Annotated in this window: 22 protein-coding genes and 1 pseudogene; 15 read left to right on the top strand and 8 right to left on the bottom strand. The window is 73.6% G+C overall.

The window, feature by feature from the left end:
- Positions 1-38: 38 nt before the first annotated feature.
- On the bottom strand, positions 39-1,628 hold the full coding sequence (locus C8E97_RS24905) for a penicillin-binding transpeptidase domain-containing protein (protein WP_121007899.1): 1,590 nt from the start codon (positions 1,626-1,628) through the stop codon (positions 39-41).
- A gap of 63 nt (positions 1,629-1,691) precedes the next feature.
- Positions 1,692-2,429 (bottom strand): SIS domain-containing protein, encoded by a 738-nt coding sequence (locus tag C8E97_RS24900; RefSeq protein ID WP_121007898.1) that lies wholly within the window; start codon positions 2,427-2,429, stop codon positions 1,692-1,694.
- A 107-nt stretch (positions 2,430-2,536) separates the two neighbouring features.
- Here C8E97_RS24900 and C8E97_RS24895 point away from each other — a divergent pair, with 107 nt between their 5' ends.
- Positions 2,537-3,301: a DeoR/GlpR family DNA-binding transcription regulator gene (locus C8E97_RS24895; RefSeq protein WP_121007897.1), complete on the top strand. Its 765-nt coding sequence runs from the start codon at positions 2,537-2,539 to the stop codon at positions 3,299-3,301.
- A 104-nt stretch (positions 3,302-3,405) separates the two neighbouring features.
- Here the strand turns inward: C8E97_RS24895 and C8E97_RS24890 are convergent, their stop codons facing one another.
- Genes C8E97_RS24890 through C8E97_RS24875 form a run of 4 tightly spaced genes read right to left on the bottom strand, consistent with a single transcriptional unit; the run spans position 3,406 to position 5,715 of the window.
- Positions 3,406-4,044 (bottom strand): hypothetical protein, encoded by a 639-nt coding sequence (locus tag C8E97_RS24890; RefSeq protein ID WP_147455225.1) that lies wholly within the window; start codon positions 4,042-4,044, stop codon positions 3,406-3,408.
- A 42-nt stretch (positions 4,045-4,086) separates the two neighbouring features.
- Complete coding sequence (locus C8E97_RS24885) at positions 4,087-4,647, bottom strand: nucleotidyltransferase family protein (protein ID WP_121007895.1); 561 nt, start codon at positions 4,645-4,647, stop codon at positions 4,087-4,089.
- Between the two features lie 4 nt (positions 4,648-4,651).
- Positions 4,652-4,837, bottom strand: coding sequence for a helix-turn-helix domain-containing protein (locus C8E97_RS24880; protein ID WP_121007894.1), 186 nt, complete (start codon positions 4,835-4,837; stop codon positions 4,652-4,654).
- A 50-nt stretch (positions 4,838-4,887) separates the two neighbouring features.
- On the bottom strand, positions 4,888-5,715 hold the full coding sequence (locus C8E97_RS24875) for an alpha/beta fold hydrolase (protein WP_121007893.1): 828 nt from the start codon (positions 5,713-5,715) through the stop codon (positions 4,888-4,890).
- Positions 5,716-5,771: 56 nt separating this feature from the next.
- Between C8E97_RS24875 and C8E97_RS24870 the strand changes: the two genes are divergently transcribed.
- The 5 genes from C8E97_RS24870 (at position 5,772) to C8E97_RS24850 (ending at position 12,087) form a co-directional block, all read left to right on the top strand.
- On the top strand, positions 5,772-6,452 hold the full coding sequence (locus tag C8E97_RS24870) for an alpha/beta hydrolase (RefSeq protein ID WP_121007892.1): 681 nt from the start codon (positions 5,772-5,774) through the stop codon (positions 6,450-6,452).
- A 309-nt stretch (positions 6,453-6,761) separates the two neighbouring features.
- Positions 6,762-7,457 (top strand): RNA polymerase sigma factor ShbA, encoded by a 696-nt coding sequence (gene shbA, locus C8E97_RS24865; protein ID WP_121007891.1) that lies wholly within the window; start codon positions 6,762-6,764, stop codon positions 7,455-7,457.
- 19 nt (positions 7,458-7,476) lie between these two features.
- The gene (locus C8E97_RS24860; protein ID WP_121007890.1) at positions 7,477-8,517 is read left to right on the top strand and encodes a carbohydrate kinase family protein; all 1,041 of its coding nucleotides are present in this window, start codon (positions 7,477-7,479) and stop codon (positions 8,515-8,517) included.
- A 226-nt stretch (positions 8,518-8,743) separates the two neighbouring features.
- Entirely contained in the window at positions 8,744-10,855 is a 2,112-nt protein-coding gene (locus tag C8E97_RS24855; RefSeq protein WP_246019139.1) for a transglycosylase domain-containing protein, read from the top strand.
- Positions 10,856-10,974: 119 nt separating this feature from the next.
- Entirely contained in the window at positions 10,975-12,087 is a 1,113-nt protein-coding gene (locus C8E97_RS24850; RefSeq protein WP_121012290.1) for an IS630 family transposase, read from the top strand.
- Between the two features lie 30 nt (positions 12,088-12,117).
- Here C8E97_RS24850 and C8E97_RS24845 read toward each other — a convergent pair.
- Positions 12,118-12,872: pseudogene (locus C8E97_RS24845) on the bottom strand (IS982 family transposase); the annotation flags it as partial.
- Between the two features lie 74 nt (positions 12,873-12,946).
- Here C8E97_RS24845 and C8E97_RS36275 point away from each other — a divergent pair.
- The 9 genes from C8E97_RS36275 (at position 12,947) to treZ (ending at position 25,797) form a co-directional block, all read left to right on the top strand.
- On the top strand, positions 12,947-13,054 hold the full coding sequence (locus C8E97_RS36275; protein WP_342776277.1) for a helix-turn-helix domain-containing protein: 108 nt from the start codon (positions 12,947-12,949) through the stop codon (positions 13,052-13,054).
- 1,049 nt (positions 13,055-14,103) lie between these two features.
- On the top strand, positions 14,104-15,039 hold the full coding sequence (locus C8E97_RS24835; RefSeq protein WP_246019133.1) for a M23 family metallopeptidase: 936 nt from the start codon (positions 14,104-14,106) through the stop codon (positions 15,037-15,039).
- 202 nt (positions 15,040-15,241) lie between these two features.
- Positions 15,242-16,192, top strand: coding sequence for an LLM class F420-dependent oxidoreductase (locus C8E97_RS24830; RefSeq protein WP_121007888.1), 951 nt, complete (start codon positions 15,242-15,244; stop codon positions 16,190-16,192).
- A 183-nt stretch (positions 16,193-16,375) separates the two neighbouring features.
- Positions 16,376-17,323, top strand: a complete 948-nt coding sequence (locus C8E97_RS24825) for a LacI family DNA-binding transcriptional regulator (protein WP_121007887.1) — start codon at positions 16,376-16,378, stop codon at positions 17,321-17,323.
- A 106-nt stretch (positions 17,324-17,429) separates the two neighbouring features.
- Positions 17,430-19,292: a 4-alpha-glucanotransferase gene (locus tag C8E97_RS24820; RefSeq protein WP_121007886.1), complete on the top strand. Its 1,863-nt coding sequence runs from the start codon at positions 17,430-17,432 to the stop codon at positions 19,290-19,292.
- Positions 19,293-19,378: 86 nt separating this feature from the next.
- The gene (locus C8E97_RS24815; protein WP_121007885.1) at positions 19,379-19,714 is read left to right on the top strand and encodes a hypothetical protein; all 336 of its coding nucleotides are present in this window, start codon (positions 19,379-19,381) and stop codon (positions 19,712-19,714) included.
- Between the two features lie 79 nt (positions 19,715-19,793).
- The gene (gene glgX / locus C8E97_RS24810) at positions 19,794-21,917 is read left to right on the top strand and encodes a glycogen debranching protein GlgX (protein ID WP_121012287.1); all 2,124 of its coding nucleotides are present in this window, start codon (positions 19,794-19,796) and stop codon (positions 21,915-21,917) included.
- Positions 21,914-24,070, top strand: coding sequence for a malto-oligosyltrehalose synthase (treY, locus tag C8E97_RS24805; protein WP_121007884.1), 2,157 nt, complete (start codon positions 21,914-21,916; stop codon positions 24,068-24,070). Before glgX ends, treY begins: the two co-directional genes overlap by 4 nt.
- Complete coding sequence (gene treZ / locus C8E97_RS24800; RefSeq protein ID WP_121007883.1) at positions 24,067-25,797, top strand: malto-oligosyltrehalose trehalohydrolase; 1,731 nt, start codon at positions 24,067-24,069, stop codon at positions 25,795-25,797. The genes treY and treZ overlap by 4 nt, the downstream gene beginning before the upstream one ends.
- Here treZ and C8E97_RS24795 read toward each other — a convergent pair.
- Positions 25,746-26,237: an ANTAR domain-containing protein gene (locus C8E97_RS24795; RefSeq protein ID WP_121007882.1), complete on the bottom strand. Its 492-nt coding sequence runs from the start codon at positions 26,235-26,237 to the stop codon at positions 25,746-25,748. The genes treZ and C8E97_RS24795 overlap by 52 nt on opposite strands.
- Positions 26,238-26,268 lie beyond the last annotated feature (31 nt).

The following is a 26,268-nucleotide window of genomic DNA, read 5'->3' as shown; positions in this document are numbered from 1 at the left end:
GCGCGCCCGGACCCGTCCGAGCGCGCCGGTGGACCCGCTCACAGGCCGCGGAGGAACGCGGCGGTGGTGTCGACCGCCGCCTTCGAGGTCCCGGCGTCCACCACCATCACCGCGAACGCCACGTCACCCCGGTAGCCGACGAACCACCCGTGCGACCGGGTGCCGTCGCCGTGCTGCGCCGTGCCCGTCTTCCCGCGCACACCGCCGAGCCCGGCGAGCGCGGTGGCCGTGCCGCTCGTCACGACCTCGCCCATCATCGAGCGCAGCGCGGTCGCCACCCCGCCGGGCAGCGGCGCGCCGCCACCGCCGGTGGTCGGGATCTCCCGGATGAGCTGGGGCGTCGGGGTGCTGCCCCGCGCCACGGTCGCCGCCGCCAACGCCATGCCGAACGGCGTCACCTGCATCGTGCCCTGCCCGATGCCCGCCTCGACGCGCTGCGTGACCGTCTCCGACGGCGGCACCTTGGCGGTGTTGGTGGTGATGCCCGCGACCGTGTAGTCCGCGCCCAGGCCGAACATCGCGGCGGCCCGCGGCAGCGCGTCGGCGGGCAGCCCGGCCGCGAGCCGGCTGAAGCTGGTGTTGCACGACGCGGCGAACGCCCGGTGCAGCGGCACCGTGCCGAGGTCGAACTGGCCGTCGTTGACGATCTGCCGCGGCCCGATGGTCTCCTTGCCGGGGCACTCGACGGGGGTGTCGGCGGTGGCGATACCGCCGGTCAGCGCCGCCGCCGCGGTGACGATCTTGAACGTGGAGCCCGGCTCGAAGAGGTTCTGCAGCGCGATCGGCCCCTGCTGGTCGGCCGCCTGGTTCTGCGCCACGGCCAGCAGCTCTCCGTTCGACGGCGCGAGCGCGACGACCACGGCGGGCAGCGCGACCCGGTCCACGGCGGCCTGCGCGGCGTGCTGCGCGGCCGGGTCGAGGGTGAGCGTCAGCTTCTGCTTGGCCACGGCCTTCTGCTCGCGCACCACGGTGACCGGTGCGCCGGCGGCGTCGACGACGGCGACCTGCCAGCCCGGTGTGCCGGAGAGGCTGCCGACCTCGCGGTTCACCGACCCGAGCACGACCGGCGCGAACCCCGGCCCCACCGGCTTGCCGTCGCGGTCGAGCAGCGCGCCGTCACCGGACGTCGCCTCGTAGGCCAGTGCCTGCCCCTCGGCCAGTTGCGGGTGCAGCAGGGTCGGCGACCACCGCACCTGCCACCGGTCGCCGGCGCGGTGCAGCCCGACGCCGGTGGTGTGCTTCAGCGGCACGCCGCCGGGCAGCGTCCAGGTGACGTCGGCGTCGATGGTCACGGTGGTCGTGTCGTCGCCGATCGGCGGCGTCGCGCCGAGGCGGGCGCTGAACCGCGCGTCCTTCATGCCCTGCAACGTGCGCGTGATGGCGGGTCCGGCGGTCGCGGCGGCGTCGGTGGCGGCCGCGGCCCTGGCCGGGTCGCCCGCCGCGAGCGCGCCGACGAACTCCTGCGCCACCGGGCCCGGCGCGGGTCCCGCCGCGCCGGTGGTCGTGCCGGGGCCGGAGGTGGCGGACGAGCCGCCGCCCGGCAGGAGCACGACCACGCCCGCGACGACGGCCGCGACCGCGCCCAGGCCCCCGGCGACCAGCACCCCGCGCTTGGTTGTCCTGTTCACGTGTTCCCCCCTCGTCGGTCGGAGACTAGCCAGACCTTGTGGAGGAAACGTGAGCGTCCGGTCTCAGCCGAGTTGCGGCACGCGCACCTGGTACTTGCGCAGCAGGTCCGCGTTGGCCGCGTCGCCGCCCTCGACGTTGGCGCTGCGCCACAGCGGCAGGACCACGCCCGCCTCGGTGGCCTTGTCCATCAGCCGCACCAGCAGCAGGTTCCACAGGAACGCCGTGGCCACGGTGGACACGGCGGCGGTGACCGGGTTGTCCGGCGGGTAGGTGGCGTCACCGGGCGGCACGAGGTTGTCCAGCACCACGGTGGCGTTCTCGGCGAGCGTCGTGCCCGCGCGGCGCGGCGCGGCGGCGCCGGCGGCGAGCGAGGTCACCGCGACCACCGGGCACCCCGCGTCGGCGGCCTGCACGGCCAGCTCCACCGGGTACGGGTTCACGCCCGAGGTGGAGAACACGAACAGCACGTCGTGGGCGGCGAGGCCCGCCTCGCGGAGCACCTCGGCGGCCAGGCCCGAGCGGCGTTCGGCGGCGGTGCTGCTCACCGCGCCGTGCATGGGCAGCAGCTCGGGGTGGTAGATCGGGCGCACGCACGCGAGGCCGCCCGCGCGGTAGAACGTCTCGGCGACGGCGGCGAGCGAGTGGCCCGCGCCCGCCGCGAGGACCATGCCGTCGGCCCGGACGCTGGCCAGCACCAGTTCGGCCACGTCGTCCAGCGCGGCGGCGTTCTGCTGCTCCACCCTCGTCAGGTGGGTGCGCACGACGTCGCCGTAGTCGGAGCCGGGCACGGTGTCGGTCATGCGGTCCACCCTCCAGTGGTCTACACCAAGACGTGGTCGCCAGTCCTACCCGATCTCCGGTCCGACCGCCAGGACCGGGTTGACGATCGAACACGACGCGTGTTCGGATGAACGCCGTGGATGTCGCCCAGCGGCACGAGCTGATCCTCCAGAGCCTGCGCGAGCACCGGCGGGTCGGCGTCGGCGCGCTCGCGCGGCTGGTGGGCGCGTCCGGGATGACCGTGCGGCGCGACCTCGACGCGCTGGCACGCGACGGGCTGCTGCGCCGGGTGCGCGGCGCGGCCGAGGGCGTGCCGACCGGCGAGGAGACGCCGTTCGCGGCCCGCGCGCGGCAGCGGCTGGACGTCAAGCGGCGCATCGGCGCGGCGGTCGCCGCGCTGCTCGACGACGGCGAGACCGTCGTGCTCGACGGCGGCAGCACCGCGCTGGAGGTGGCGCGGCGGCTGACCGACCGGCGGCTGACCGTGCTGCCCCTGTCCCTGCACGCCGTCGACGTGCTGCGCGCCGCCGACCGGGTGCGGCTGGTGCTGCCCGGTGGCGACCTGCGGCCCGGCGGGCTGGCGTTCGTCGGGCCGCTCGCCGAGCAGGCGTTCCGGGTCGTGCGGTTCGACACCGCCGTGCTGGGCGGCTGCGGCTTCAGCGCGCGCGACGGCGTGTCCACCCACGACCTGGCCGAGGGCGCGGTGAAGCGGGCCGCCGTCGAGGCGTCCGGTCGGGTCGTCCTGGCCGTCGACAGCTCCAAGTTCGGGCGCGCGGCGTTCGGCCGGGTGTGCGGCGCGCGCGAGGTCGACGTGCTGGTCACCGACGAGGACGCGCCCGAGGACGAGGTGGCGCGCCTGCGCGACGAGGGCGTCGAGGTCCGCCTGGTCTGACCCGGTGCGGGGCCCGCGTCACCACGGCGCACGCGTTCGCCGCGCCGGGCGTCCTGCCCGTGCGGCGCCCCGGTGTGGCGGTCGGGGACCGCGCGCCGGGGCGCTCAGTGCGAGTCCGGCTCGACGCACGAGCCCTCGCCGGTCGTGCCGAGCACGGAGATCGCCACCGAACCGGGCTGGAGCAGCCCGAGGACGCACGCGGTGCCCTGCGCCGGGTCGGCGAGCGTGGCGTTGAAGACGACGCCCGCCGGGGGCGTGTCGCCGCTGAACGACTTCATGCCGGTCACCCACACCTCGGGGTGGCCCGCCGCGGCGAACGCCGCGCGGGTCGCGTCCTGGGCGAAGTTGCCCGCGTCGCACAGCGCCGCCAGCTCCGGGCGGACCCGCTCGGCCAACGTCAGCCCCCGCGCGTGGTTCTCCGGCGACAGCGGCTTGCGCACCCGCCAGGACCGGTTGTCCGCGTGGTTGGGCGGCATGTCGCCGGGCAGCGCGCGGGTGGTCGTCGGCCCGCCGGGGTCCGGCTGGGCGGTCGGCTGGGTGGTCGCCGCCGCCGTGGGCTCCGGCGCGTTCAGCGTGACCTGGCACTGCCCGCTCGCCGGCACGAACGTGGGACCGGTCGGCGTCGGCGACGGCGGCGGGGGAGCCAGGGACAGCACACCGTCCGAGCCCGCGCCCGCGGGCGCGCCGCACCCGGACAGCGCGACCACCGCGGCGAGTGCGAGCCCGGCTCTGAGATGCGACATGTCGTCGACTCTGGCACAGGGGGTTCCCCCGGCGCGCGCGGATCAGGGCAAGTCCTGCGGCCGGTCCACGTCCGCGCCGTCCGCCACGTCCTCGCACGGCACCCGCGCCGCGCCGTGGACCCGCAGGTAGTGCCGCGCGCCGGCGTCCCCGGTGGCGGCGGAGGACACGCCGGCCCAGTGTTCGCGGCCGATCAGCACCGGGTGACCGGGCGCACCCCGGTACGAGGCGCGCGCCAGCGCCGCGGGCGCGGCCAGGTCCACGAACCGCCGGACGGCCGCGGCCGTCACACCCGGCGTGTCCACCGGCAGCACGACGACGGCGTCCGCCGAGCCCGGCAACGCCGCCAACCCCGCCCGCAGCGACGAACCCATGCCCGTCGCCCACGCCGGGTTCTCCACCACCACGACGTCGTCCAGCGCCGCCCGCGCCCGCACCTCGTCCGCGCCCGCGCCCAGCACCACGACCACCGGCGCGCACCCGCCGTCGCGCAGCACCGCGCCCGCCGACTCGACCCACGGCGCGCCACCGCGCGTCACCAGCGCCTTCGGGCCGCCGAACCGCCGCCCGGCGCCCGCGGCCAGCAGCAACCCCGCGACCCGCACGAGGTCACACTAGGGCTTGGTGCCCCTTCAACTCGGCCCGGCTGCTCACCGCCAGCTTCCGGTAGACCCTGGTGAGGTGCTGTTCCACGGTGCTCACGGTGATGTGCAGCCGCATCGCGATCGCCCGGTTGCTGTGGCCGCACGCGGCCAGGGACGCGACCCTGCGCTCCGAGTAGGTCAACTCCGTCATACGAGAGCACACGTGCCACGCCGGGTGCTCGGTTCAACCGACGGGGGAAATCACGTTCCGAGGTGCTCCGCGATCAGCGCCGTCAGCACCTCGGGCACCTGCTCGGGCACCCAGTGCGACACGTCCTCCAGCATCTCGAAGCGGTACGGCCCGCTGACCCACTCCGCGGTGCCGAACGCCGCCGTCGACCCGAACGCCACGTCCTCCGTGCTCCACACGTACAGCGTCGGCACGGTGACGCGGCCGATGCCCTTGCCCGGACGACCCGCGCGGTACCAGTTCAGGGCGGCGGTCAGCGCGCCCGGCTCGGACAGCCGCCGCACGTACTCGTCGACCTTCGAGGGCGGCACCTGCCACTCGAACATCCGCCGCAGCGCCGCCGCGTCGTCCGCGAGCATCCGCTGCTCGGTCGACGTCGACCGCCACTCGGTCATGTACCTGGACCGCAGGTGCTGGTCCTCGTCGGACTCCACCGCGTCGGCGAACGCGCGCGGGTGCGGCGTCGACACCGCCGTCAGCGTCCGGAGCCGTCCGGGGTGCTCGTGGGCGGCGCACCACGCCACCGCCGCGCCCCAGTCGTGCCCGACCAGGTCGAAGCACGACCACCCCAGCGCGTCCGCGACCGCGAGCACGTCGCCCACCAGCGAGTCCATCCCGTACTCGCGGTGGTGGTCGGGCCGCACGCCGGGGGAGTAGCCGCGCTGGTCGAACGCCACCGCCCGGTACCCCTGCCCGCCCAGCACCGCGACCTGGTGCTCCCACTGCACGGCCGCCTCCGGGAAGCCGTGCAGGAACAGGACCGGCCTGCCGTCGGCGGGCCCCGCCGCGATCGCGTCGAAAACGCCTTCGGCCGTCTCCACCCCGAGCTGTTCGATCACTGTGATCCGAGTCCCCATCCCTGATCCGGTCGTGCCGTGCGAGCGACCATTGTGGCGTGGAACCCGCCATCGACGTCCTCGCGCCCGCCGGACCGGTCCGCGCGGTGGTCCTGCTCCTGCACGGCGGCAGCACCGAGCACTACGGCCGGGTGCACCGCCTGGCGCCGCCCTACCTGCGGATGGTCCCGTTCGGGCTGGCCGTCCGCCGGCGCGGCGACGGCGTGGCGGCGTGGTTGCTGCGGCACCGGTACCGGGGGTGGAACGCGCCGCACCTGCACCCCGTGGTGGACGCCCGCCGGGCGCTGGCCCGGATCCGCCGCGAGCACCCCGGCGTGCCCGTGGTGCTCGTCGGCCACTCGATGGGCGGCCGGACGGCGCTGCGCGTCGCCGACGAGGCCGGGGTGGTGGCGGTGTGCGCGCTGGCGCCGTGGGTCGAGGACGACGAGCCGTACCGGCACCTGGCCGGGCGGTCCGTGCTGATCGCGCACGGCGACCGCGACCGCGACACCGACCCCGACGGGTCCCGCCGCTACGCGCTGCTCGCCGGGGGCGTCAGCGACCGCGTCGCCCGGTTCTCGGTGCGCGGGGGCGGCCACACGATGCTGCACCGCGCCCGTGACTGGACCCGGCTGGTCACCGACTTCGTGGCGGGCGAGCTCGGGGACGGGCCGGTCGCGCCCTACCTCGCCGCCGCCATGCGCGAGCCCGCGTCGCGGGACATGGCGGTGCCCCTGTGACGACCGCGCGGCGGCACCGCACAGATCACCGGATGCCGCACGCCCAACCGACCACCTGCACACGTCTACGCTGGAACGTCGTTTCTCGATACCCCGTTCGGGTGCGTGTCCGCTCGGTGAAGTGAACCAACGCGCGTTGCGACTGATCCGATCGGCTGCTTCCCTCCCTCGGACGGGTGCTGTTCCCACCACGTGGACTCCGTTCGTGGTCAGCTTTGGCGAATCCCGTATCAGGAGGCGCGGTTCCCCCTCCTCATGAGTGAGCCGGGATGTGCCGGGCAGGGTTGACGAGCGTGAGGAGGTCGCCGGATGGCGCAGCACGCATCCGCGCGAGCCGACGTCGGGATCGGGATCGGCGCGGTCGGCGACGCGGGTGCGCCCGGTCGTCCCGAGGTCAGGCTGGTCGCCGGCGGCGCGCCGCGGCGGATCACCGCGCGCTGGCTGGCCGAGGCCGAGCTGTCCGAGCTGGTCGACGCCGCGCTCGCGGGCGAGCCGCGCGCGATCGAGCAGCTCCTGGTCCGCATCCAGCCGCTGGTCCTGCGCTACTGCCGGGCGCGCGTGGGCTCCCGCGAGCGCACCCTCGTGTCGGCCGAGGACATCGCGCAGGAGGTGTGCCTGGCCGTGGTGTCGGCGGTCGGCCGGTACCGGTACGAGCCCGCGTCGTTCCTCGCGTTCGTGTACGGCATCGCCGCGCACAAGGTGGCCGACGCGCGCAGGCGCGCCGTGCGCAGCCGCTCCGAGGTCGTCCCCGAGCTGCCCGACACGCCCGCCCCGGAGGACGGGCCGGAGCAGCGCGCCGTGAACGGCGAGATGATCGGGCACATCACCCAGCTGCTCCAGCAGCTGCCCGAGCGGCAGCGGGAGATCCTGGTGCTGCGGGTCGCGGTGGGGCTGTCCGCCGAGGAGACCGCGGCGGCCGTCGGCTCGACGCCCGGCGCGGTGCGGGTCGCCCAGCACCGCGCGCTGGCCCGGATGAGGGAGATGTTCGCCGCCGTGCAGGGCTGACGCCTGGCATCGTTGGGGGATGGAGTCCGCCGACGCGCCCCGGTTCGACGTGCTGCTGTCCGGCACGGTGTTCCTGGACATCATCTTCACCGGCCTGCCCAGGACGCCCGCGCCGGGCACCGAGGTGTGGGCCGAGGGCCTCGGCTCGTGCCCCGGCGGCATCGCGAACCTGGCCGTGGCGCTGCGCAGGCTACAGCTCCGCACCGCCCTGTCCGCCGCGTTCGGCGAGGACGCCTACGGCGACTTCTGCTGGGAGGTCCTCGCCGAGCAGGAGGGCGTCGACCTCTCCTACTGCCGCCGGTTCTACGGCTGGCACTCGCCGGTCACGGTGTCGATGGCGATGGACCGCGACCGCTCGATGGTCACCCACGGGCACCGGGCGCCCGTGTCGGCCGACGAGATGCTGGACCCGCCACCGCGCACGCGGGCGTGCTTCGTGCACCTCCAGCCGGAGGAGGAGCGGTGGGTGCGGCGGGCGAAGGAGGACGGCGCGCTGCTGTTCGCCGACATCGGGTGGGACCGGACCGAGGTGTGGGGCGCGGAGCTGTTGCGGCGGCTCGACGGGTACGACGTGTTCCTGCCCAACGAGGTGGAGGCGATGAGCTACGCGCGCTGCGAGTCGCCCGAGCGCGCCGCGAAGGCGTTGGCGGAGCACGTGCCCGTGGTGGTGGTGACGCGCGGCGGCCGGGGAGCGGTCGCCGTCGACTCCGCCACCGGCGAGGTGGTGGACGTGCGCGGCCTGAACGTCGCTCCGCTGGACTCGACCGGCGCCGGCGACGTCTTCGGCGCGGGGTTCGTCCTGGGCACGCTCGCCGGGTGGCCGCTGGCGCACCGCGTGCGGTTCGCGAACCTGTGCGCGGCGCTGTCCGTGCAGCACTTCGGCGGGTCGCTGTCCGCGCCGGGCTGGGTGGACATCGCGACGTGGTGGCGGACGGTGAGCCGGCGCGCGGTGGACGAGGACCTGCGCGGGTACGCGTTCCTGGAGGACGTCCTGCCGTGCCACGCGGGCGCGGAGGTGCGGCGGGCGAGCGCGACGATCCGCCTGCGCGCCTCGGGCTGATCACCCGATCGTGATCTTGCCCACCATCGAACTCCTGTTCGACACTGTACCCGGACGGACGGCGGCCACCCGAGCGCGGGGGGTTTCGCCGCCGGCCGGACGGGGCAGGAGTAATTTCGGGTGCGCAAGCAACCTGGGGCGGTCGCCGCGCGACTTAATGACCAGGGAGCTTTTCTCCCGTGGGGGATCACAGGGGCTTCGCAGGGCTTTCGGAAGGGGTTGACCAGTGTTCGCCGCGCGCGCGACGGGTCTGTTCAAGTTGGTGGGGCTGTGCCTCGTGGCGGGTGTGCTGGTGGCCGCCCTGCTGTTCCCCGTCGTGGGAGGGATGGGCCTCGCGTCCAACCGGGCCGCCGACACCGTCGACCAGACCTCGGGTGAGCTGACCAAGGCCGAGCTGCCGCTGGTCACCACCGTCCAGGACATGCACGGCCAGCCGATCGCGTACCTGTACGACCAGTACCGCATCCCGGTGGCGTCCAAGGACATCGCGGACACCATGAAGGCCGCGATCATCGCGATCGAGGACAAGCGGTTCTTCGAGCACAAGGGCGTGGACTGGCAGGGCATCGCGCGTGCGGCGGCCAAGGCCGGCGTGGACGGCGAGACGTCGCAGGGCGCGTCGACGCTGACCCAGCAGTACGTCAAGAACTACCTGGCGTTCGTGGTGGGCAAGGGCGAGCAGGAGGCGTACGCCAAGGCGACCGAGGCGACCCTGGGCCGCAAGATCAGCGAGGCGCGCATCGCCACGCAGCTCGAGCAGAAGATGTCCAAGGACGAGATCCTCACGAACTACCTCAACGTCGTCCCGTTCGGCAACGGCACCTACGGCGTCGGCGCGGCGGCCAAGACCTACTTCGGCACGACGCCGGACAAGCTCACCGTGCCGCAGGCGGCGATGCTCGCCGGCCTGGTCAACGAGCCGAGCCGGCTCAACCCCGGCGCGGCGGTGGAGCCCGCGATCAAGCGGCGCAACACCGTGATCGACAAGATGCGGGAGAACGGCGCGTTCGGCGCGGACCAGAAGGTGGCCGAGGAGAAGGCCGCCGAGTACAAGGCGGCGGACATCGGCGTGGTGCCGGACCTCAGGGTGCTGCCCAACGGTTGCGTGGGCGCGGGCGACGGCCCGGTGTACGGCTTCTTCTGCCGGTACCTGATCGACTACCTCGACAAGAGCGGCCTGTCGATCGACGACCTGCGCAAGGGCGGCTACACCATCACCACCACGATGGACCCGGTGGCGACCCACGCCGCGAAGGAGGCCGCGGAGCAGCAGGTGCCCAAGACCCAGGAGGGCGTGGCGAACGCCATCGCCGTCGTGCAGCCGGGCGGCGACAAGCACCGCGTGCGCGCGCTGGCGGCGAACCGCGACTTCGGCAACAACGCCGAGGCCGGGCAGAGCGCCTACTCGATCCCGGCCGAGGTGACGAAGTTCGGCGCGGGCTCGATCTACAAGGTGTTCACGGCGGCGGCGGCGCTGGAGCGCGGCGTGGCGGGCATCGACCGGCAGATCGACGTCCCATCGGTGTACACGTCCCGGCAGTACGGCGGCACCAAGGGCTACACGGTGCGCAACGCGGGCACGTACCCGGAGAAGATGACGCTGACCGACGCGCTCGCGCAGTCGCCGAACACGGGGTTCATCATCCTGGAGGAGATCGCCGGGCTGAACAACGTCGTGGACATGGCGTACCGGCTGGGCCTGCGCGAGTCGATGCAGGGCGTGAACAGCCGCGGTGAGCCGTTGAAGGCGGACGGGTCGAACGGCCCGTCGCAGGGCGACCAGTACAAGCGCGACAACGCCGGGTCGTTCACGTTGGGCGCGGGTCCGACGAGCATCCTGGAGCTGTCGAACGTGGCGGCGACCATCGTCAGCGGCGGCAAGTGGTGCCCGCCGACCCCGGTGGAGAAGATCGTCGACCGCGAGGGCCGTCCGGTGCAGCTCAAGGAAGCGCCGTGCGACCAGGCGGTGGCGCCCGAGGTCGCCAACGCCCTCGCCACCGCGATGAGCGCGGACGTCAAGCCCAACGGCACGGCGCACGGCGCGGCCAGGGGCTGGGACCGGCCGATGGTGGGCAAGACCGGTACGACGGAGAACCACCACTCGGTGGCCTTCCTCGGCGCGACCCCGGACTACGCGGGCGCGGTGATGACCTTCACCGACGGCGTGGCGCCCCAGGTGATCTGCAACAGCACCCCGCCGCGCCTGTGCGGGACGAACGACAGCAACGGCGTCTTCGGCGGCCAGGTGGCCGCGCCGACGTGGTTCAACACCATGCGCGTCCTCCACGAACCACTGCCGCACAAGCCCCTGCCACCAGTCGAACCCCGTTACCGCTAGTGCGTTGACCACATACGTTCACCGGGTTGGGGACACGCCGGACAAGATCCCCGATTCCGGTTCGTGGTGATCTCGTGCTCGGTGGTGACGTAGTCGCCGCCGAGCACGAGGACGGGTCGATGGCCGAGCCGGTCAGAGCACGTCGATTAACCGAGGACGAGGGCCGTCGTCTGCTGAATTACGTGCGGCGGGGCAAGCAGGGCACGATCCGGATGCGCCGGGCGGTGATCATCCTGGCCTCGTCGTCCGGGACACCCGCGCCGTCGATCGCCCGGCTGGTCGCGGCCGACCCGGACACCGTGCGGGACGTGATCCACGACTTCAACGCCCGCGGCCTGGCGGCGCTGGACCCTAGCTGGGCGGGAGGCCGTCCCCGCCTGATCGGCCCCGACGACATCGCGTTCGTCCTGGCGACGGCCAAGGCCCGCCCCGCGAGGGCGGGCCTGCCCTTCACCCGGTGGAGCCTGCGCACACTCGCCGCCCATCTGCACCGCAACCCCGACCGGCGGGTGCGCATCGGCCGGGAACGACTGCGGCAGATCCTGCGCGAACACGGGATGACCTTCCAGCGCACCCGGACCTGGAAGACCTCCAACGATCCGGACTTCGACGCCAAACTCGACCGCATCGACGAGGTCCTCATCAGGTTCCCGCACCGGTGTTTCGCCTTCGACCAGTTCGGACCACTCTCGATCCACCCGCACCACGGCTCCGGCTGGGCACCGCGCACGAAGCCGGAACGGTTGCCGGCGACCTACCGCCGCACCCACGGAATCCGCTACTTCCACGGCTGCTACTCCGTCGGCGACGACAAGCTCTGGGGCATGACCCGCCGCCGCAAGGGCGGCGACCACAGCCTGGCCGCCCTCAGATCGATCCGGGCGGCCAGACCGGACGGCACGCCGATCTACGTGATCATGGACAACCTGTCGGCCAACAAGACCCCGAAAATCCTCGGCTGGGCTTCCGACAACAACGTCGAGATCCGCCTGACCCCCACCTACGCTTCCTGGGCCAATCCCATCGAGCCGCAGTTCGGACCACTGCGCACCTTCGTCATCGCCAACTCCAACCACCCCAACCACACCGTTCTGGCCCGCAGGCTCCAAGAACACCTGCGCTGGCGCAACGCCAACGCCCGTCACCCCGACGTCCTCGACGCCCGACGCCGCGAACGAGCACGCATCCGCAGCGAACGCCACCAACGCTGGGGCCGACCGCGAGCAGCCTGACCAATCCGGCGAACCTATGTGGTCAACGCACTAGACGAGTAATGCGTAACCCGGTCCGTGGTCGTAGGCGGTCAAGGATCGGGTGACGGGTTGGCCGGTGGCGCGGTTGTGCCGGATGGCGGCGGTGAGGGCCGGGATGCGTTGGGCGAGGCGGACTCCGACGCCGTCGATGGTGCGCCCGCCGTGCTGTTCCAGGTCCAACTGGCTCTTCAGGGTGTCGTTGACGGACTCGATGAGCTGGCGGATGGACTTGAGCAGTGGTTCGGCCGGGCGCGGTGTGCGGTTGCGGTAGGAGGGCCGGATCAGTCGGACGCCGCGTTCGGCGAGGTAGTGGTCGAGTTCGCGGGAGACGTAGCCGTTGTCGGCGATGACGAGCAGGCCGGGGCGGTCGGCGAGCAGGCGGGGTTCGTGGTCGCAGATCGCCGTGAGCACCTGCCGCTCGTCGATCTCCGGGTCGGCCAGTGCCCAGGTGACCGGGAGCCCGGCGGGGGTGCAGACCGGGTGCGGCCGCGGTCCCTGGAACCAGCGGGAGTGGGAGCGGCAGTAGCCGTACCTCGCCCAGCCGGCCAACTCCGAGCGCTTGACCGTGGGCCGGGACCGGCCGGATTCGACCGGGGTGGAGTCGACGATCCAGGTGGTGTGTCGGTCCACAGGTCGGTGTCGGTCGCCGGCCAGCGCGTGACCGGCTTGATCAGCGGTAACGCGGCTCGCAGGCGGCGGTTGTAGCGTGACTGGCCGGGCAGGTGCCGGAACGCGCCGGGCCTCCGGGCGGGCAGGAACCGCAGCTGGCAGGGCACGATCCGGATGCGCCGGGCGATGATCATCCCCGGCCTCGTCGTCCGGGACCCCCGCGCCGTCGATCGCACGGCTGGTCGCCGCCGACCCGGACACCGTCCGCGATGTCATCCACGACTTCAACGCCCGCGGCCCGGCGGCCCTGGACCCCGGCCGGGAGCGGCTGCGGTAGATCCCGCACCGTTACGGCGTCGGCTTCCAGCGCACCCGCACCTGGAAGACCTCCAACGGTCCCGACTTCGACGCCGGACTCGACCGCAGCGACGAGGTCCTGACCCGCTTTTCGAACCGGTGTTCCGCCTTCGACCAGTGCGGGCCGCTGTCGATCCGCCCGCACCACGGCTCGGGCCGGGCACCGTGCACGAAGCAGCTCGGGCCACTGCGCACCTTCGTCATCGCCAACATCAACCACCCCAACCACACCGTCCCGGCCGGACGGCTCCAGCAGCATCTGCGCCGGCGCAACGCCAACGCCCGTCACCCCGACGTCCGACGCCGCGAACGAGCACGCATCCGCAGCGAACGCCACCAACGCCGGGGCCGCCCACGATCCCGAGCAGCCTGACCGACCTGTCGCCGGTGGGCGGCATGATCCCGATCGGCGGACGTGCCCGCGTCGACCTGTCCCGGCGGGCCGGGGCGTGCGCGAACTTGCTCTCCGAATGGGCGGGGAAAGCGCTCGGGGCCCGATCTTCGGTTGGACGGGAAAGCGCTCCGGTGCCGATCTTCACATGGAGGGGAAAGCGTTCGGGTCGTGATCTTCCGGGGGCGCGGGGAGTGCTCGGGCGTGATCTTCGAGGCGGCGCGAGTGGTCGATTTTCGGTGCGGAATGGGGCTTTGTCGGCGTTGTGGCGGTGCGTCAGGAGTTCGGCACGGTGCGCATTTCGATCATGTTTGAACGGGGATCGTGTGATCTTGCGAACCGTTGCCTGACCTGCGGTTTATAACGCCAGGTTTCAGAACTTGGGGGTACTTGAACACGAAAAGTAGCGATCAGTGTGGTATGTCACCAATCTTGCCTAGTCGCGGAAGTGTGGGTTGCCTTCATTCGTGACATCGGGTTACGTTCCCCGCCGCATGTCACGGTTCGGTCACCAAAAGGACACGGCGGCGCTCCCCGAAAGCGCCGTCACCCGGATCCCCCGCCGGACGTCCTGACCGGGCTCCCCGATGCAGGAAGGCAACCCTTTGACACGGCATTTCAAAGCCGGTGGTCGCAGCGTGTTCCGCACGTCCCCGAAACCCACCGGCGAGTCCGGCTCCCACCGCGTGGAAGACCGGAAGACCACACCGCTCACCGGCAAGATCGCGGCGGTCCTCGCGTTCGGCACGCTGACCGCGGGCGTCGGCGTCGTCGCCAACTCGATCGACCCCCGGATCACGCCGCTCGCGGCGAGCACGGACCTGGCCGCCGCGCTGGCCGAGCCGTCCACGCACCGGACCGCCGAGACCCGGCACGCGATCGAGCCGGGCCTGGAGACGGCGAAGCTCATGCGGTCCGAAGGGCTCTACGCCCGCCGCAACGTCGACCAGGCCCTCCGGCACGCCTCCGAGGGCTACGCCGCGCGCCAGGCCGAGATCAAGCGCCAGAAGGACGCCGAGGAGGCCGAGAAGGCCCGCGTCGCCGCCGAAGAGGCGGAGAAGGCCCGCGTCGCCGCCGAGCGGTCCCAGGCCCAGGCCCAGGCCGACGCCGAGGCGCGGGCCGCCGAGGAGGCCGCGGCCCGGCCGGTCGAGCGGCCGGTCGAGCGGCCGGCCGCCAGTGCGCCACGCGCCTCGGTCGTGAAGCCGGCCGAGGGCACGTTCACCTCGGGCTACGGCTCGCGGTGGGGCACGACCCACTTCGGCGTCGACATCGCGAACTCCATCGGCACCCCGATCCTGTCGGCGATGGACGGCGTCGTGGTCGAGGCCGGTCCCGCCAGCGGGTTCGGCCTCTGGGTCCGCGTGCAGCACAACGACGGCACGATCACCGTCTACGGGCACGTCAACGAGATCCTGGTGGCGCAGGGCCAGCAGGTCGGCGCGGGCCAGCAGATCGCGACGATGGGCAACCGCGGCCAGTCGACCGGCCCGCACCTGCACTTCGAGGTGTGGATCGGCGGGTCGGACAAGATCGACCCGCTCGGCTGGCTCGGTGAGCGGGGCATCACCCTCTGATCCGGTCCGGAGCACCCTGCGCCACCCCGAGGCGTGGTGATCCGGGACCGACAGTTCGACACACACGGCCGTGGGCCCGTGACCCGGTGACGCCGGGGCACGGGCCCACGGCCGTGCGCGCACCCGTACGCGCATACCGACTGGTCGGTACCTGGGGTACGGTGGCGGCTCGGAACCCCGGAACCTCGGGACGGAGGCGGACGTGGGCCGCTGGGGAGTCACGCTGCCGTTGACGGGCGTCCCGGTGCTCGACCACCGCGCCCTGGTCGCCGAGCTGGCCGACCTCGGCTACACCGACGTCTGGTCGGCGGAGACGGCGGGCGCCGACGCGTTCACGCCGCTCGCGCTCGCCGCGCAGTGGTCGGACGGCCTGCGCCTCGGCACGGCCGTCGCCCCGGTCTACACGCGCGGCCCGGCGACGCTCGCCATGACCGCCGCCACGCTCGCCGAGGTGTCCGGCCACCGGTTCGTGCTCGGCATCGGCTCGTCCTCGCCGACGATCGTGCGGCGGTGGAACGCGGTCGACTTCGCCGAGCCGGTCAAGCGCACCCGCGACACCCTCCGCTTCCTCAAGGCCGCGCTGGCGGGTGGGAAGGTCAGCGAGGAGTACGAGACGTTCGCCGTGCGGGGGTTCCGCCTCGAACGCCCGCCGGAGCGGCGGGTGCCGATCATGCTCGCCGCGCTGCGCCCGACCATGCTGCGGCTCGCCGGGCGGGAGGCCGACGGCGCGATCACCAACTGGCTGGGCGCGGGCGACGTCGGCAAGGTGCGCGCCGAGCTGGGCCGGGGCGAACTCGCGGCGCGGGTCTTCGTGTGCCCCACGGCGGACGCCGCCGCCGCACGCGCGCTCGGCCGGGCGCTGATCAGCACCTACCTGACCGTGCCCGCGTACGCGGCGTTCCACGACTGGCTCGGTCGCGGCGAGGCGCTGCGCCCGATGCACGAGGCGTGGGCGGCCGGTGACCGGCGCGGCGCGGCGGCGCTCGTCCCGGACGAGGTCGTGGACGACCTGGTCGTGCACGGCGACGTGGACCGGTGCCGGGCGCGGGTCGCCGAGTACGCGGCCAACGGGGTGGACACGCCGATCATCGCCGTCCTGCCGACGGGCGCGGACCAGCTCGACCTGGTGCGCGCGCTCGCGCCCGGAGCCTGAGGGGGACCGGCCGACATCCGTGTGCGGTGCGACCGCGGGTGGGCTCCTCGCTGCCCGAGGCGCGGGTCGCGCGGTGGCCTTCCGGCGCGGCGTCGTGGGAACGTCGCGCACCGTGCTCGCGCCGAGGTCGCCGCCCGGTCCTGGCTACTCTCGTGTCAGTCCGGGAGGTGTGAGTTGACCAGCATGTCCGATGTCGCGCGGGCCGCCGGGGTGTCCGCCGCGACGGTGTCGCGGGCGCTGCGGGGCGAGCCCGGCGTGTCCGAGGCGACCCGCCGCTACGTCACCGAGGTGGCCAAGCGGATGCGGTACGCGATCGCCCGCGACGCCTCCAGCCTGGCGGGCGGCCGCAAGTACGCCGTGGCGGTGCTCACCGCCGACGGCGGGCGCGGCGACCTCCTCGCGGGCGCGGAGGGCGCGTTGCGCGCCGCGGGTTACGACGTGCTGCTCTACGTGCTGCGGGACGACGGCGCGCGCGCCGCGTTCTTCGAGGACCTGCCCGCGCTGGCCCGCCGGGTGGACGGGGTCCTCGCCCTGTCGGCGCGGCTGGCCGACGACGAGCGGGCCGCGCTGGACGGGGTGGCGGTGCCCGTGGTCGCGGTGCGCGACGACGACCTGCGCGACGCGCTGCGCCTGGCCGCCGCGCACGTGCGCGACCTGGGGCACCGCGAGGTCGCCCTGGTGCTGGCCGAGGACGCCGACGAGTCCTGCGGCGAGCTGCTGGTCGAGGCGGGTCTGCGGGTGCGCCCGGAGTGGACGCTGTGGTCCTCGCCGACGGTCGCGGGCGGCGAGCAGGTGGTCGACGTGCTGCTGGACGGCGACCGGCTGCCCACCGCCGTCGTCTGCGCGGGCGGGGAGGTCGCGCTCGGCGTGTTCCTGCGCCTGCGCCGCGACGGCCGGGACGTGCCCGGCGACGTGTCGATCGTCAGCCTCGACGGCACCGAACTCGCGCGGGCGGTCGGCATCACCGCCGTCGAGGGCGCCTGGCGGGAGCGCGGCGAGCACGCCGTCGGCCGGCTGCTGGCCGCGCTGCGCGGCGAGTCCCACGGCGGCGAGTCCCACGGCGGCGAGTCCCACGGCGGCGAGCCGCCGTCGGTGCGCCTGGTGGTCCGGGAGTCGACGGGACCGCGATGACCGGCCGTCCCGTCCGTGGACGCCGGCGCCGGTTCCTGCGACCATCGGGTGAGCAAGACCACCCCCGCCTGGCTCCCGGTCGCCCCGTGCCGCGAAGCTGTCCCACGTGGACGACGAGCTGATCGCACTGGCCGAACGACACGGCGTGGCCACCCACTACGAGGACGCCGGGCAGCGCCGGGTGGACGTCGACGCCGACGTCGTGGTCGCCGTGCTGGCCCAACTGGACGTGGACGCCTCGACACCGGGGGCGGTGCGGCGCGCGCTGGCCGCGCCCCGGCCCGAGCCGAGGACCGTCGTGCTGCGCGAGGGCGACGTGCTCGACGGGCCGGGCGTCGCCGCGCTGGAGGACGGCGGCTCCGTCGCCCTGCCCGCCGCGCTCCCGCCCGGCTACCACCGGCTGGGCGACCGCACGGTGATCGTCGCGCCCCGCCGGCTACCGCCGCCACCGCGCACGTGGGGCCTGATGCTCCAGCTCTACGCGATGAGGTCGGACGAGTCGTGGGGCATGGGCGACTTCGGCGACCTGGCGACCACCGCCCGCCGCGCCGCCGACGACCTCGGCGCGGGCGTGCTGCTGGTCAACCCGGTCCAGGCGATCAGCCCCACCACCCCGGTCGAGCGGTCGCCCTACTCGCCCGCGAGCCGCCGGTTCGCGAACCCGCTGTACCTGCGGGTCGCCGACGTGCCCGCCTACCGGGACGCCGACGCGGCGACCAGGGCGGCGGTGGACGCGCTCCGGCCGGACAACGACACCGAGCTGATCGACTACGACGCCGTGTGGCTGGCCAAGAAGGCCGCGCTCGAACTGCTCTGGACCCGCGTGGAGCACGTCGAGCCGACCGGCGAGCTGCGCGACTTCGCCCGGTTCTGCGCGCTGGCCGAGGTGCACGGCCCGGACTGGCGCGCCTGGCCCGAGCAGCAGCGCGACCCGGCCACCGCGACCGCCGACCCCGACCGCGTCGCCTTCCACGCCTGGCTCCAGCACCTGTGCGAGCAGCAGCTGGCCGCCGCGCGCCGGGCGGCCGGCGCGATGGCCGTCGGCATCGTCCACGACCTGCCGGTCGGCGTGCACCCCGGCGGCGCGGACACGTGGGCGGTGCGGGACGCGTTCGCGCCGGACGTCCGGGTCGGCGCGCCGCCGGACGCGTTCAGCAGGCAGGGCCAGGACTGGGGCCTGCCGCCGTGGCGGCCCGACCGGCTGGCGGAGCAGGGCTACGAGCCGTTCCGCGCGGTCATCCGCAACGTCCTCGCGCACGCCGACGGCATCCGCGTCGACCACGTCGCCGGGCTGTGGCGGCTGTGGTGGATACCGCCGGGCGAGTCGCCCGCGCGCGGTACCTACGTGCGCTACGACGACGAAGCGATGCTGGCCGTGCTGACGCTGGAGGCGCACCGGGCGGGCGCGGTCGTCGTCGGCGAGGACCTGGGCACCGTCGAGCCGAAGGTCACCGAGGCGCTGCACGAGCACGGGATGCTCAGCTCCGCCGTCCTGTGGTTCCAGCGCGACTACGAGCGGCCCGGCCACCCGCTGATCCCGCCTGCCGAGTGGACCGGGTCCGCGATGGCCAGCATCTCCACCCACGACCTGCCGACCGCGGCCGGGTTCCTGGCGGCGGAACACGTTCGGGTGCGAGCCGAACTGGGGCAGTTTGAAGGCGACGTGGACGGGGAATACCACGCTGCCGGGCGCGAGCGCGCCGAACTGGTCGCGCTCCTCGAACAGGAAGGTCTGGCCGTCGATGACCTCGTCACCGCGTTCCACGCCCTCCTGGCGAAGGCGCCCTCGTCGTTGCTGCTCACCTCACCCCAGGACGCGCTCGGCGAGATCCGCCAGCCGAACCTGCCGGGCACCGTCGACGAGTACCCGAACTGGCGGATACCGCTGCCGGTGCGGTTGTCGGAGTTCTTCACCGACGCGCGGGTGCGCGCGGTGGCCGCCGCCCTGGCGGCGGGTCGCGGGCGCTGAGCGGGAACCCGCTCGTCACGCGACCCGCACCGGTGCGGAGTATCGTCTGTCAGTCACCGCGTCATGGTTGGAGGTGGCATTCTCCCGTGAACACCGAGTTGGTCTCCCGCACCGGGCTGGTGCCTGAACAGGTCATCCCGCCGCGTTCGGCGGACGTGCTCGAACTGGCCGTGGAGAGCGCCCTGGACGCGGTCCGCCCGTCGAACCTCGCGGACCCGCTGTCCGGCGCGCTCACCGCCGAGGAAACCCTCCGGGAAGCGCTGCGCCGCGCCGGTCCGGGCACCGACGACGCCCTGGTGCAGGCCGTGGCCTGCGCCGAGGCCGCCACCGAGCACCTGCGGTACGGCGAACTCCAGGAGGCCAGGCTGCTGCTCGTCGCGGCCCGCGGCAGGCTCGTCCGGTCGCAGGCCCGGAGGACGTGATCCAGCAGCGCAGGGTCGACCAGTTCCCGCTCGTCCCCGAGAGGCATTCGTTCCAGCTCGCCCCCGAGGAGCATCAGTGCTGCGGCCCTGGCCCGGAACGCCCTACCCGCTCGGCGCGGGTTATGACGGCGTAGGTACCAACTTCACCCTCTTCTCCGAAGTCGCGGAGTACGTCGAGCTGTGCCTGTTCGACGACGACGGGACCGAGACGCGCGTGCGGCTGCCGGAGGTGGACGGCTTCGTCCACCACGGCTACCTGCTGGGCGTCGGTCCCGGCCAGAAGTACGGCTACCGCGTGCACGGACCGCACGACCCCGCGCAGGGTCTGCGGTGCAACCCGAACAAGCTGCTGATCGACCCGTACGCCAAGGCGATCACGGGCGGCGTCGACTGGCACGAGTCGCTGTTCGGCTACCGGTTCGGCAAGCCGCACGAGCGCAACGACCAGGACTCGGCCGGCCACGTGCCGCTGTCGGTGGTGGTCAACCCGTTCTTCGACTGGGCCAACGACCGGCCGCCGAAGACGCCGTACAACGAGACGGTCATCTACGAGGCGCACGTGCGCGGCCTGACCATGCAGCACCCGGAGGTGCCGCCGCGGCTGCGCGGCACGTACGCGGGGCTGGCGCACCCGGCGGTGATCGACCACCTCAAGTCGCTGGGCGTGACGGCGGTCGAGCTGATGCCCGTGCACCAGTTCGTCACCGACCACGGGCTCACCGAGAAGGACCTGCGCAACTACTGGGGCTATAACACGATCGGGTTCTTCGCGCCGCACGACGGCTACGCCGCGTTGCCGGAGCAGGCCAACCAGGTGCAGGAGTTCAAGGGCATGGTGCGCGCCCTGCACGAGGCGGGCATCGAGGTCATCCTCGACGTGGTCTACAACCACACCGCCGAGGGCAACCACCTCGGGCCGACGCTGTCCATGCGCGGCATCGACAACCAGGCGTACTACCGGCTGGTGGACGACGAGCCCGAGTACTACATGGACTACACCGGCACCGGCAACTCGCTCAACGTGCGCAGCCCGCACACCCTCCAGCTGATCATGGACTCCCTGCGGTACTGGGTGACCGAGATGCGGGTGGACGGCTTCCGGTTCGACCTCGCCGCCACCCTGGCCCGCGAGTTCTACGACGTGGACCGGCTGTCGACGTTCTTCGACCTGGTGCAGCAGGACCCGGTGGTGAGCCAGGTCAAGCTGATCGCCGAGCCGTGGGACGTCGGGCCGGGCGGCTACCAGGTGGGCAACTTCCCGCCCCTGTGGACCGAGTGGAACGGCAAGTACCGGGACACCGTGCGCGACTTCTGGCGCGGCGAGCCCGCCACGCTGGGCGAGTTCGCGTCCCGCATCACCGGCTCCTCCGACCTCTACCAGGACGACGGCCGCCGGCCCTACGCGTCGGTCAACTTCGTCACCGCCCACGACGGGTTCACCCTCAACGACCTGGTGTCCTACAACGACAAGCACAACGACGCCAACGGCGAGGACGGCCGCGACGGCGCGGACGACAACCGCTCGTGGAACTGCGGCGTCGAGGGCCCGACCGACGACCCGGAGGTCAACGAACTGCGCGCCCGCCAGCGGCGCAACCTGCTGGCGACGCTGCTGCTGTCGCAGGGCGTGCCGATGCTCCTGCACGGCGACGAGCTGGGCCGGACCCAGCGGGGCAACAACAACGCCTACTGCCAGGACAACGAGCTGTCCTGGGTGGACTGGACGCTGGTCGAGAAGAACCGCGACCTGCTGGACTTCACCGCCGCGCTCACCGCGTTCCGCCGCGCGCACCCGGTGCTGCGCAGGCGCCGGTTCTTCCAGGGCAAGCCGATCCGCAAGGGCGACGAGCTGCGCGACATCGCGTGGTTCACGCCGTCGGGCGAGGAGATGACCGAGCAGAATTGGGAGGACGACTTCGGCCGGTGCGTCGTGGTGTTCCTCAACGGCGAGGGCATACCCGACCTGGACCCGCGCGGGATGCGCGTGCTCGACGACTCGTTCCTGGTGGCGTTCAACGCCCACCACGAGGACATCGCGATCACCCTGCCCGACCCGAGCTACGGTCCGCAGTGGACGGTCGTGGTCGACACGGCGACCGGTGTGGTGCGGGACGCCGAGCGCGGCGAGGCGGTGCCCGCGGGCGGCACGGTCGCGCTGACCGCGCGGTCGCTGGTGGTGCTCCAGCGGACGGGCGTCGAATGACCCCGCCCGCGTCGACGTACCGCATCCAGTTCACCCCCGACTTCACCTTCGCCGACGCCGAGGCCGTCGTCGACTACCTCGACGCGCTGGGCGTCGGCGCGCTCTACGCCTCTCCGCTGCTGGAGGCCGTGCCGGGGTCGACGCACGGCTACGACGTGGTGGACCCGACGCGGGCGCGCGAGGAGCTCGGCGGCGAGACCGGCAGGCAGGCGCTCGGCAAGGCGCTCCGGCGAGCCGGCCTCGGCCTGGTGCTGGACATCGTGCCCAACCACATGGCGGTGGACGACAGCCCCGCCAACCCCTGGTGGTGGGACGTGCTCCAGCGCGGCGAGGACTCGCCCTACGCGGGCTACTTCGACGTCGACCGGTCCGCGGGCCCGCTGCTGCTGCCGTTCGCCGGGTCGCCGGAGGACGAGCGCGAGCACGACCACTACCGGCTGGTGTTCTGGCGGCGCGGCAACGCCGAGCTGAACTACCGGCGGTTCTTCGACATCACCACGCTGGCCGGCGTGCGGGTGGAGGACCCGGAGGTGTTCGACGCGACGCACCGCGAGGTGCTGCGGTGGGTCGCGGCGGGCGACGTGACCGGGCTGCGGGTGGACCACCCCGACGGCTTGGCCGACCCCGGCGGGTACGTGCGGCGGCTCAAGGAGCGCGCGGGCTGCTGGCTCGTGGTCGAGAAGATCCTCGGGCCCGACGAGGCGCTGCCGGCGAGCTGGCCGGTGGACGGCACCACGGGCTACGACGCGCTGCGCGAGGTGTGCGGTGTGTTCGTGGACCCGGCGGGCGAGCCCGCGATCACGGCGCTGGCCGCGGAGCTGGGCGTGCCGGTGGACTTCGCGGCGGTCGAGCGCGAGTGCCGCGACCTGGTGGCGCGGAGCATCCTGCGCGCCGAGGTGCGGCGGATCGCCGCGCTGGTCGACCACCCCGACCGGGCGCAGGCCGAGGACGCCGTGGCGCAGGTGATGGTCGCGTTCCCGGTGTACCGGTCGTACCTGCCGGAGGGCTGGGACGCCTGGCGCGCGGCGGTCGCGGCCGCGACGTCGCCCGCCGCGCGGGCGCTGGACGAGCAGGTGCGGGCGGACCCGCGCGGCGAGCTGGCCACCCGCGTCCAGCAGACCTCCGGCATGGTCGTGGCCAAGGGCACCGAGGACACCGCGTTCTACCGGTACACCCGGTTCGTGGCGCTGAACGAGGTCGGCGGCGCGCCGGACCGGTTCGGGGTGCCGCCCGCCGAGTTCCACGCGCGGGCCGCCGCGCGGGAGGCCGGGTCGCCCGCCGCGATGACCGCGCTGTCCACCCACGACACCAAGCGGTCCGAGGACGTGCGGGCGCGGCTCGCGGTGCTGGCCGAGCTGCCCGACGAGTTCGCCGCCGCCGTGCGGCGCTGGTCATCCGCGCACCCGATCGACGAGCCGTCGCTGGCCGCGCTGGCGTGGCAGTCGCTGGTGGGCGCGTGGCCCATCACCGCCGAGCGGATGGCGGCCTACCTGGACAAGGCGGCCAAGGAGGCCAAGGTCCGCACCACGTGGGTCGACCACGACGAGGAGTTCGAGGCGGCCGTCGCGGCGTGGCCGGAGCAGGTGCTGGGCGGCCCGGTCGCCGGCGAGGTGGCGGAGTTCGTCTCCCGGATCGCGCCGCACGGCTGGTCCAACGCGCTGGGGCAGAAGCTGCTCCAGCTCACCGCGCCCGGCGTGCCGGACGTGTACCAGGGCACCGAGCTGTGGGACCTGTCGCTGGTCGACCCGGACAACCGGCGGCCGGTGGACTACGCGGTGCGCCGCGGGCTGCTGGACCGGGTCCGCGCCGGGTGGCTGCCCGCGGTGGACGACTCGGGCGCGGCCAAGCTGCTGGTGGTGCACCGGGCGCTGGCGCTGCGCCGGGCGCGGCCCGAGCTGTTCCGCGGCTACCGGCCGCTGCGCGCGGCGGGGCCGGCGGCCGACCACCTGGTCGCGTTCGAGCGCTCCGGCCTGGTCGCGGTGGCGACCCGCCTGCCGGTGGGCCTGGCCGAGGCGGGCGGCTGGGGCGACACGGAGCTGCCGCTGCCGCCGGGCCGCTGGACCGACGTGCTGACGTCCCGGCCCGCGGCGACCCGCCTGGCCGACCTGTTGGACCACTACCCGGTGGCACTGCTGGTGCGAGGAGATCGGTGAGCTTTTCGGTGTGGGCGCCCCACCACGAGCGCGTCGCGGTGCGGGTCGACGGGCAGGATCACGAGATGACGGCCGGCGACGGCGGGTGGTGGCACTCGCCCGTCGACGGCACCGACTACGCGTTCGTCCTCGACGGCGACCCGCTGCCCGACCCCCGGTCGCGGTGGCAGCCGCACGGCGTGCACGAGGCGTCCCGCGTCTACGACCACTCGGCGTTCGAGTGGACCGACGGGTCGTGGACCGGGCGGGCGCTGCCGGGCGCGGTGATCTACGAGCTGCACGTCGGGACGTTCACGCGGGCGGGCACCTTCGACGGCGCGGTGGAGCGGCTCGACCACCTGGTCGACCTGGGGATCACGCACGTCGAGGTCATGCCGGTGAACGCGTTCGACGGCGTCGCGGGCTGGGGTTACGACGGCGTGCTGTGGGGCGCGGTGCACGAGCCGTACGGCGGGCCGGACGGGTTCAAGCGGTTCGTGGACGCCTGCCACGCGCGAGGACTGGCCGTGCTGCTGGACGTGGTCTACAACCACCTCGGGCCGTCGGGCGCGTACCTGGACCGGTTCGGGCCGTACTTCGCGGGCAGCAACGACTGGGGCCCTGGCCTGAACCTGGACGGCGCGGACTCCGACGAGGTGCGCCGCTACGTCGTCGACAACGCCCTCGGCTGGCTGCGCGACTTCCACGTCGACGGGCTGCGGCTGGACGCGGTGCACGCGCTGGTGGACCGCGGCGCCCGGCACGTGCTGGAGCAGCTCGCGGAGGAGGTGGACGCGCTGTCGGCGGCGCTCGGCCGGCCGCTGACGCTGATTGCCGAGTCCGACCTGAACGACGCCCGGCTCGTCACCGCGCGCGAGGCGGGCGGGTACGGGCTGGCCGCGCAGTGGTCCGACGACCTGCACCACGCGCTGCACGTGGCGCTGAGCGGGGAGACCACCGGGTACTACCCGGACTTCGAGGGCGCGCTGGCCCGGACCCTGCGGGACGTGTTCCTCCACGCGGGCACCTGGTCGTCGTTCCGGCGGCGGCACCACGGGCGGCCGGTGGACCGCCGCCTGCCCGGCTACCGGTTCCTCGCCTACCTCCAGAACCACGACCAGGTCGGCAACCGGGCGGTGGGCGACCGGCTGTCGGCGACGGTGCCGTTCGGGCGGCTCGCGGTGGGCGCGGCGATCGTGTTCTGCTCCCCGTACACGCCGATGGTGTTCATGGGCGAGGAGTGGGCGGCGAGCACGCCGTGGCAGTTCTTCGCCTCGTTCCCCGACCCGGAGCTGGCGGAGGCGGTGCGCACCGGGCGGCGGCGGGAGTTCGCCCGGCACGGGTGGGGCGAGTCGGAGGTGCCCGACCCGGTGGACCCGGCCACCGTCGAGCGCTCGACGCTGGCGTGGGACGAGCTGTCGGCCGAGCCGCACCGCCGGGTGCTCGACCTGTACCGGTCGCTGATCGCGCTGCGCCGGTCGCGGCCGGAACTGGCCGATCCCCGGCTGGACCGCTTCCACGTCACCTGTTCGGGTGACGTGCTGGTGCTGCACCGGGGCGCGCTGCGGGTGGTGTGCAACCTCGGCCCGGCCGCGGAGGTGCCGCTCGGCGCGCCCGGCGAGGTGCTGCTCGCGTCCGACGCGGCGGAGGCGGCCGGGCAGGCGGTGCGCCTGCCCGCCGAGTCGTTCGCGGTCGTTCAGCTGTCGGGCAGCCAGCCGACCTCGGTCAACTTCTCCGCCAGCAGCTGACCGGCCAGGGTGATCTGGTCGGCCAGCTGTCTTCGCACGTCCGGGTGCTCGTCACCGGCCGTGCCCGCCGCGTCGTAGGCCGCGACCAGCCGCCGTGCCGCGTGCACGACCTCGACGCCGGGCCAGTCCGCTGGTGCCACCGCGCCGTTCGACTCGGCCGACAGGTGCACCGCGCGCACGGCTTGGCGCGGCCCGAGTTCGGCCGCGAGGTCGAGCAGCTTCACCGCGATGGTGTGCAGCTTGACGTTGTGGTGTTGCGACATGGCTACCAGCAGCTGGAAGCCCTGCTGGGGCGTGCAGCCCTGCACGGCCGCGATCAGGCCGGTGGCCTGTCCGATGACGGTGCGGGTCTGCACCGCCTTGCGCAGTCCCATCACCTCGGCCTCAAGGCTGGCGATCCGCGCGGCAAGCGTTTCGTCCAGTCCGTCGTCCCCGACCACGGTCGGGCTCCTCTCGCACGTCGAAACCGGG

The organism is Saccharothrix australiensis (genome assembly GCF_003634935.1).
Taxonomy (GTDB): domain Bacteria; phylum Actinomycetota; class Actinomycetes; order Mycobacteriales; family Pseudonocardiaceae; genus Actinosynnema; species Actinosynnema australiense.
This window is presented reverse-complemented; position numbering and strand designations above follow the sequence as displayed.